The organism is Limnohabitans sp. B9-3, from assembly GCF_002778325.1.
GTDB lineage: Bacteria > Pseudomonadota > Gammaproteobacteria > Burkholderiales > Burkholderiaceae_C > Limnohabitans > Limnohabitans kasalickyi.
In genome coordinates this window covers 226,811-234,711 of sequence record NZ_NESI01000007.1, presented here as the reverse complement: position 1 = coordinate 234,711, position 7,901 = coordinate 226,811, and the positions used below count along the sequence as shown (strand labels likewise).

The 7,901-nt window shown below is 59.5% G+C and carries 8 protein-coding genes; 4 read left to right on the top strand and 4 right to left on the bottom strand.

Going from position 1 to position 7,901, the window contains the following annotated elements; translation table 11 throughout:
* Positions 1–242: 242 nt before the first annotated feature.
* Both B9Z42_RS12245 and alr read right to left on the bottom strand, forming a co-directional pair.
* Positions 243–1,124: an EamA family transporter gene (locus B9Z42_RS12245; protein WP_199172054.1), complete on the bottom strand. Its 882-nt coding sequence runs from the start codon at positions 1,122–1,124 to the stop codon at positions 243–245.
* A gap of 8 nt (positions 1,125–1,132) precedes the next feature.
* A complete protein-coding gene (gene alr, locus B9Z42_RS12240; RefSeq protein ID WP_100133671.1) occupies positions 1,133–2,248 on the bottom strand; it encodes an alanine racemase in 1,116 nt (371 codons plus the stop codon).
* 109 nt (positions 2,249–2,357) lie between these two features.
* Between alr and lplT the strand changes: the two genes are divergently transcribed.
* From lplT to B9Z42_RS12225, 3 genes are read left to right on the top strand one after another with little or no spacing between them, the layout of a single operon-like run.
* On the top strand, positions 2,358–3,665 hold the full coding sequence (lplT, locus tag B9Z42_RS12235; protein WP_100133670.1) for a lysophospholipid transporter LplT: 1,308 nt from the start codon (positions 2,358–2,360) through the stop codon (positions 3,663–3,665).
* 1 nt (position 3,666) lies between these two features.
* Positions 3,667–4,557 (top strand): DMT family transporter, encoded by an 891-nt coding sequence (locus tag B9Z42_RS12230; protein ID WP_233203637.1) that lies wholly within the window; start codon positions 3,667–3,669, stop codon positions 4,555–4,557.
* 55 nt (positions 4,558–4,612) lie between these two features.
* Positions 4,613–5,098: a glutathione peroxidase gene (locus B9Z42_RS12225; protein ID WP_100133669.1), complete on the top strand. Its 486-nt coding sequence runs from the start codon at positions 4,613–4,615 to the stop codon at positions 5,096–5,098.
* Positions 5,099–5,265: 167 nt separating this feature from the next.
* On the opposite strand, the gene glcF is transcribed toward B9Z42_RS12225, so the two are convergent.
* Entirely contained in the window at positions 5,266–6,507 is a 1,242-nt protein-coding gene (gene glcF, locus B9Z42_RS12220) for a glycolate oxidase subunit GlcF (protein WP_100133668.1), read from the bottom strand.
* A gap of 27 nt (positions 6,508–6,534) precedes the next feature.
* Complete coding sequence (glcE, locus tag B9Z42_RS12215) at positions 6,535–7,710, bottom strand: glycolate oxidase subunit GlcE (protein ID WP_100133693.1); 1,176 nt, start codon at positions 7,708–7,710, stop codon at positions 6,535–6,537.
* Here glcE and B9Z42_RS16285 point away from each other — a divergent pair.
* Positions 7,709–7,879 (top strand): hypothetical protein, encoded by a 171-nt coding sequence (locus tag B9Z42_RS16285; RefSeq protein WP_158235955.1) that lies wholly within the window; start codon positions 7,709–7,711, stop codon positions 7,877–7,879. The two genes, glcE and B9Z42_RS16285, sit on opposite strands and share 2 nt — an antisense overlap.
* Positions 7,880–7,901 lie beyond the last annotated feature (22 nt).

The window sequence follows — 7,901 nt, the reverse complement described above, 5'->3', positions numbered from 1 at the left end:
TGGGGCTTTATCCGGCTGCTTGATTGTTTGCGCTGGCTTTGGCCCCGCGAAGGGGTGCAGCCGGCGCTCGCTGCAGCTCCTTCGCTTCGCTCTTAACGTCGCTGCATCGAGCGCCGACTGCACCCCTTCGCTGCGATGTTTGAGTAGCTGACTGTTTCAGTGGCTCAATGTTCGTGCGCCGGAGTGTTTCGTTTTTTGCTTGCTTGTCCGCGTGTTGGAGAAATTGCGTTGCTAAACGCGCGTCAATTTTTGACGGCTTGGCGTTGTTGCCAATGGGGCCACAACACGTTCAGGGCTAGGCCGGTCATGACCAAGCCTGCGGCGATGAGTTTCCAGGCGGGCAAGGGTTCGGCAAGCAACAGGGCTGAGGCGCCCATGCCAAAGACGGGGACTAACAAGGCCATGGGAGTGATGGTGGAGGCGGGGTGGCGTGCCAGCAGCCAGCCCCAAGCGGCGTAACCAAAGAGGGTGTTGCCAAACGATTGCCAAGCTACGGCCAACCATGTACCCCAAGTTGCGTGAGCTAGTCCGGCTTGGATGGCGGGGGCGCCTTCGACCAGCCACGACAGAGCGAATAAGGGGAGCACAGCAAAGCCGCTGGACCAGACCACGTAGGCCAGCATGTTCACGGAACCGGCTTGTTTGCCCACCACGTTGCCGATGGACCAGCCCAAGGCCGCGAGAAGCACGAGGCACAAGCCGAGGACGGTGGTGGTGGCGTCGGTGTGGGCACCAATGACGGTGATGCCTGACACGGCCAGCGCCAAAGCCACCCACTGAAAACGGCGCAAGCGCTCTTTGGCCACATACATGGCCAGGCCGATGGTGAAGAACACCTGCGTTTGCACCACCAGCGACGCCAAGCCGGGCGCAATGTGGCCGTTGATGGCCATGTAGAGCGAGCCAAACTGCACCAAGCCAATCAGCAAGCCGTAGGCGGCCAGATTGCGCCACGGCACGTTGGGTTTGGGTAAAAAGAAAGCGGCTGGCAAGAAGGCCAACGAAAACCGGAGCGCCGCAAACAGCAAAGGCGGCAAATCGGCCAGTGCGTTTTTAATGACCACAAAATTGCTGCCCCACACCGCCACCACAGCCAACGCCAACAAACCGTGGCGCAGAGGCAGGTGTTGGCTCATGGCCTTAGGCTTTCGACGCCGTCAGGCGCAAAACCGACGCGAGCCGGCACGGCACACATCAGCTCATAAGCCACGGTGCCCGCGGCTTGCGCCACCTCGTCGATGGGCAACACAACGCCATTGGCAGCGCGGCCCCACAGGGTGACATCGCTGCCAAAGTCGGCGTCGGGGCACGGGGTCAAGTCCACGGCGATCATGTCCATGCTGACGCGACCTAGAGTGCGGGTGCGCACCCCATTCACCAACACGGGCGTACCCGTTGGGCAATGACGCGGGTAACCATCGGCGTAGCCACACGCCACCACGCCTATGCGCAAATCACCCTCGGCTTGGAAGGTGGAGCCATAGCCCACCGTGTCGCCAGCTTGCAGCTGTTGCACGGCGATGAGGCGGCTGCTCAAGGTGAGCGTGGGTTGCAAGCCCCAATGGGCCATGTCGTGCTCAGGAAAATCCGGCGAGCTGCCATACAGCGCAAGGCCCGGGCGCACCCAGTCGGCAGCCACCGTCACGTCGCTGGCATGGCGCAACAAGGCAGCGCTGTTGCAGGTGCTGCGCTCGCCGGGCAAATCTTGGGTGGTGCGCACAAACACCGCCATTTGCTCGGCCAAACCTTTGGGGCCATCCGCGTCACTGAAATGGGTGAAGAGCGAAATTTCGTCGACTTGAGGCAACAAATTCAGGCGCGTCCATGCTGATCTGAAGCGCACTGGGGTAAATCCTAGGCGGTTCATTCCGCTGTTCATTTTGAGAAACACCCGGTGCGGTACTTGGGTTTTATGACGGCTGAGCATGTCAATTTGCGCATCGCAATGCACGGTGTGCCACAGATCCAAGCGCGAGCACAACTCTAAATCGCGGGGCTCAAAAACACCCTCTAACAAAAGGATAGGGCCGCGCCAGCCCAAGGCCCGCAAGCGTTGCGCCTCATCGAGGTCGAGCAACGCAAACCCATCGGCGCCCCGCAAACCCTCAAAGACACGCTCAATGCCGTGTCCATAGGCATTGGCTTTGACAACCGCCCATAGGCGTGAATCGGGGGCAGCCAACTGCATGCGCTGCAAGTTGTGACGCAGCGCGTCAGTGTGAACATGGGCTTGGATCGGGCGGGGCATGACCAATATTGTGGCACCCGCGTGATATAACCTTGCCCGTTATCACTAGAAAGAAGTCACGGCAACGCTACTGCGCACATTGAGGTGCACGTCTTGCTCCACTCCCACCATGAAACGCGGTTTTTACACCATCATGTCGGCCCAATTTTTCAGCTCGTTGGCCGACAACGCGCTGTTTGTGACGGCCGTCGAATTACTCAAATCAGACGGTGCGCCTGAGTGGCAGCGCGCGGCTCTGGTGCCCATGTTTGCCTTGTTTTATGTAGTCTTGGCCCCTTTTGTAGGCGCCTTCGCCGACTCAAGGCCCAAAGGCCAAGTGATGCTGATGAGCAACACCATCAAAGTGGTGGGCTGCTTGATGATGCTGTTTGGGGTGCACCCCTTGGCGGCTTATGCGGTGGTGGGCTTGGGCGCTGCGGCTTATTCGCCTGCCAAATATGGCATCTTGACCGAGTTGCTGCCCTCCTCACAGTTGGTCAAGGCCAATGGCTGGATTGAAGGTTTGACCATCGCCTCCATCATCTTGGGCGTGTTGTTGGGTGGCCAACTGGTGGGTCACAACCTCTCGTCGTGGCTGCTGGCATTTGACCTGCCGTTTGTCACCACCGGCATCGACAGTTCGGCTGAAGCCGCCATCTGTTTGCTCGTACCGCTTTATGCCTTGGCCGCTTGGTTCAACACGCGCATCCCTGATACGGGCGCCACGTTGGTGCCGATGCAGGCCAATCCCGAAAAAAGTATGGCCCACAACCTGTTGGCCTTGGTGCCTGATTTTTGGGACTGCAACAAGCGCCTGTGGCAAGACAAATTGGGCCAAATCTCACTCGCCACGACCACCTTGTTCTGGGGCGTAAGCGGTAATTTACGTTACATCGTGCTCGCTTGGAGCGCTGCCGCTTTGGGTTACAGCACCACCCAAGCCTCCAGCCTGGTGGGCGTTGTGGCGATTGGCACCGCGGTCGGTGCGGTGGTGGCCTCCATGAAGATGAGGCTGGACCACGCCACACGCTTGATGCCTTTGGGCATTGCCATGGGTATTTTTGTGGTGGGCATGAACTTCGTCGACAACCTCTGGGTGGCCGTCCCCTTTTTGATCGTTTTGGGCGGCTTGGGTGGCTTCTTGGTGGTGCCCATGAATGCGCTACTCCAACACCGGGGCCACAACCTGATGGGCGCGGGTCGATCGATTGCCGTTCAAAACATGAACGAGCAGTTGTGCATTTTGGGCCTCGGCTTTTTGTACACCTTCAGCACAGGCATGGGCTTGAGCGCATTTGGTGCCATCACCGCGTTTGGTGTATTGGTGGGTTTTGTGATGTGGCTGATCAAACTCTGGCATGCCCACAACCATGTGCACCACCGCGAAGAACTCGCGCGCTTGATGCACATCGCCCGCAACGACGACTTGCACGGCTAAGGTGAACAAGCCCTTGCTGCCTGCGTTGGGCTTGGTGCTCAACGCCTTGGTGTGGGGCCTGTCTTGGTGGCCTTTTCGCGAGCTGCAATCACAAGGCTTGCACCCTTTGTGGGCCACTGCCGCAGTCTTTGCAGTGGCTTGGCTGGGCCTCATGCTCGTCTACCCACGCGCTTGGCAACACCTCAAAACACACCCTGAACTCTTTTGGCTGATGGCGGCTTCGGGCCTGACCAATGTCGGCTTCAACTGGGCTGTCACCACCGGCGATGTGGTGCGCGTGGTGTTGCTGTTTTATTTGATGCCCACTTGGGCGCTGCTGCTGGCATGGTGGTTGCTCAAAGAACGTCCCACCCGTGGCGCCTTGGCACGCATGGGCTTGGCCTTGGCGGGCGTGGTGCTGGTGCTCAAAACGCCCGACACCCCGTGGCCTATTCCGCAAGACTTGCCCGATGTGCTGGCCCTGCTGGCCGGCATGTGCTTCGCGCTGACCAATATTTTGTTGCTCCGGCTACAGCACACGCCAGATGCCACGCGCATGGTGGCCATGTTTGGTGGCGGTGCCTTGATGGCGTTCGCCTGTGCCAGCCTGGCCACATTGACGGGCATCGTGCCTGAGATAACGATCACCGCCTCCGAAGCCAGCGCATGGGCACCTTGGGTGTTGGGCTTGAGCGTGGCGTTCTTGGTGTCGAACTTCGCCCTGCAATACGGGGCCGCCCGGTTGACCGCGCACACCACCGCCATGCTGATGATGTCGGAGGTGGTTTTTGCCAGCGTGTCCTCGGTCGCAGCAGGGGCATCGGTGCTCACATGGCGCTTGGGTCTGGGTGGCGGCATGATTGTGTTGGCTGCTTTATTGGCCTCGCAAACCCATACCAAACCCACTGATTGATGTGCTGCTGCCAAGCGAGCATCTCACTTGAATTTACTTTGACAAGGACCTGACCATGACCACACTGACCGACTTCTCCGCCACCCGCATTGACGGCACACCCATGGCGATGGCCGACCTGCAAGGCCAAGTTTTGCTGATCGTTAATACCGCCAGTGCCTGCGGGTTCACACCACAGTTTGAAGGCTTAGAAGCCCTGCACAAAACTTATGGCGACAAAGGCTTGGCTGTGATCGGTTTTCCGTGCAACCAGTTTGGCGCACAGGACGCGGGCACCAACGCCGAGATTGGCGCGTTTTGCCAAAAGAACTACGGCGTGAGCTTTGCGATGATGGAAAAAGTAGAGGTCAACGGCGACAACGCACACCCCCTGTTCAAGTGGCTGAAAGCAGAAGCGCCAGGCCTGTTGGGCAGCGAAGGCATCAAATGGAACTTCACCAAGTTCTTGGTGGGCAAAGACGGCCAGGTGATCAAACGCTATGCGTCGATGGATGCACCCGCCAAACTGGCGGGGGATATTGAGGCGGCTTTGGCGGGTTGAAACGGGCGACTTAAAGGCGGCAAAGTAAGTTGCATTTAATCTCGCAAAAAATCTTGCTGAAATTGGAAAAATCCTTTTCCTGACATAGCGTTAGGACGCCTGACAATCTCGCAAAGCTTTCAACCCAGTCACCAACAGATCTGGCGCGGCTGGCCAGAAGCGCATCATTAAATCGACGAGTTCAACGCCACGTCCAAAACCTCGACCCAATGCTTCACCGGCACATCGGTGCCGCTTTGCAAATGGGAGATGCAGCCCACGTTGGCGCTCAGGATGGCCTTGGGTTGCAGCGCATCTAAATGGCCTAATTTGCGGTCGCGCAAGGTGATGCTGATTTCGGGGTTGAGCACGCTGTAAGTGCCCGCCGAGCCGCAACACAAATGCGCTTCGGTGTTGGCCACTTGAATGGCGAAGCCCAAATCAGCCAAGTGCTTTTCAACACCGCCTTTGAGTTGCTGGCCGTGCTGCAAGGTGCAGGGCGGGTGGAAGGCTTGCATGCCGGCGTTGGCCAAGGCGGTGGCATTGAGTTTGGGTTTGAGCACCGGCACCAAGTCGGGCAAAAGTTCGCTCAGGTCTTGGGTGAGTTCACTGATGCGCTTAGCTTTGGCGGCGTAAACGGTATCGTCTTTCAGCACATGGCCGTAGTCTTTCACCATCACGCCGCAGCCTGAGGCGTTCATCACAATCGCCTCCACGCCTTGTTCCACATAGGGCCACCACGCGTCGATGTTGGCGCGCATGTGGGCCTTGCCACCGTCTTGGTCGTTCAAGTGGAATTTCACAGCGCCGCAGCAGCCCGCTTTCGCGGCAATCACGGTTTGAATGCCTGCGGCATCCAACACGCGTGCGGTGGCGGTGTTGACATTGGGCATCATGGCGGGCTGCACGCAGCCTGCCAACATCAGCACTTTGCGGGCGTGCGTTTGCGTCGGCCACGCGCCAGCAGCTTGTGGCGCAGGCACTTTGGCTTTGAGCTTGGCCGGCAACACGCCGCGCACGGCTTGGCCCAGCTTCATGGCGGGGGCAAACAGCGGTGAGGGTAAGCCTTCTTTCAAGGCCCAACGCAGCATGCGCTCGCCCATGGGACGCGGCACTTGCGCATCGACCACTTTGCGGCCCACATCCACCAAATGGCCGTATTGCACGCCGCTGGGGCAGGTGCTTTCGCAGTTGCGGCAGGTGAGGCAGCGGTCTAAATGCTGCTGCGTCTTACGCGTGGGCGTGGCGCCTTCAAACACTTGCTTCATCAAATAGATGCGGCCGCGTGGGCCGTCTAACTCGTCGCCCAAGAGTTGGTAGGTGGGACACGTCGCGGTGCAAAAACCGCAGTGCACGCACTTGCGCAAGATGGCTTCGGCTGCTTCGCCCTCGGGTGTGCCGACGTATTGGGGGGCCAGGTTGGTTTGCATGTGGGGCTTTGAATGTGAAGCTGTGGTTTAAGCGCGACCGGGGTTGAAGATGCCCGCTGGGTCAAACTGCTTTTTGAGTTCGTTTTGAATGCGTTGCTGCACGGCATTGAGCGGGGTGTAGACGCCCACTTGCTTGTCCACATCGCCCGACGTTTGGCGGCTGGCGGCGCTGGTGCGGAACAAGGTGGCGTGGCCACCCGCTTTCACCGCCGCTTCGCGCACTTGGACAGCGGCTGAGGCAGGTGCCCACAACCAACGCTGTGCGCCGTGCCACTCGATGTATTGCGCGCGCGGTGCGCCGCTCACACGCACGTCGAGCACAGGGGCGGTCTGCGGCACGCTGAGTCGCCACAAGCAGTCTTGCTCGGTGGGGGCTTTGAAAAAGTCTAGGGTTTGCTCGCCGCTCGCTTTCCAATCGGCGGCCACGTCGGCGGCACTCAGGCGCGTGACCTGTGCGCCCAAGGCGTTCACGTCAGCACGCATCTTGATCACAGCTGCATCCACCGCTGCGATGGCACCGCGCAAACGCACAAAGAAAAAATCTTGCGCGGGGGATGCGGTGGTGTCGTACACCCAAGCGCTGGCGTTCAGAGGCAGCGGCTGGCCGCCCCATTGGTTGATCAGCTTCAAGGCTTGCGCTTGGCTCACACCCGCGCACACCAAGGTGGCTTCGCCGGGCGCAACGGGAAGCACTTTCAAAGACACTTCGGTGATGAGGCCCAACTGACCCCAACTGCCTGCGAGCAAACGCGACACGTCGTAGCCCGCCACGTTTTTCATCACTTGACCGCCGAAGGTGAGGTGCTCGCCTTTGCCGTTGATCACGCGTGCACCCAGCACAAAGTCGCGCACGGTGCCCACACTCGCACGCGATGGGCCGCTCAAGCCCGCAGCGACCATGCCGCCAATCGTCGCGCCCGCACCAAAGTGTGGCGGCTCGAAGGCAAAGCTCTGGCCTTTTTCAGCCAAGGCAGCTTCCACCTCAGCCAAGGGTGTGCCACAACGTACGGTGATGACCAACTCGCTCGGCTCGTAACTCAAGATGCCGCTGTAGGCAGTGGTGTCCAGCACCTCGCCTTGCAGGCTTTGGCCTAAAAAGTCTTTGGTGCCGCCGCCGCGCAAGCGCAAAGGCTGGCCAGATTGAGCCGCGTGAAGGATGCGGTCGGTGAAGTGTTGGAGGGTCTGGTGCGCGGTGTCTTGCATGAACAACATGTTAGCCGCTGAGGTTCGTGCGAGCTTTGAATTTTTTGAACACTCCCGTCAAAAATCGCTGCGCCAAAACCACGCTGTTCAGGGCACGCTGGCTGCAACTTGCTCGCATTCACTGCGCCTGAGGCGCAGTGAACTTCAGACGAAAAAAAGCCCGCCGTGAGGCGGGCTGAAAGTCCAAGGAA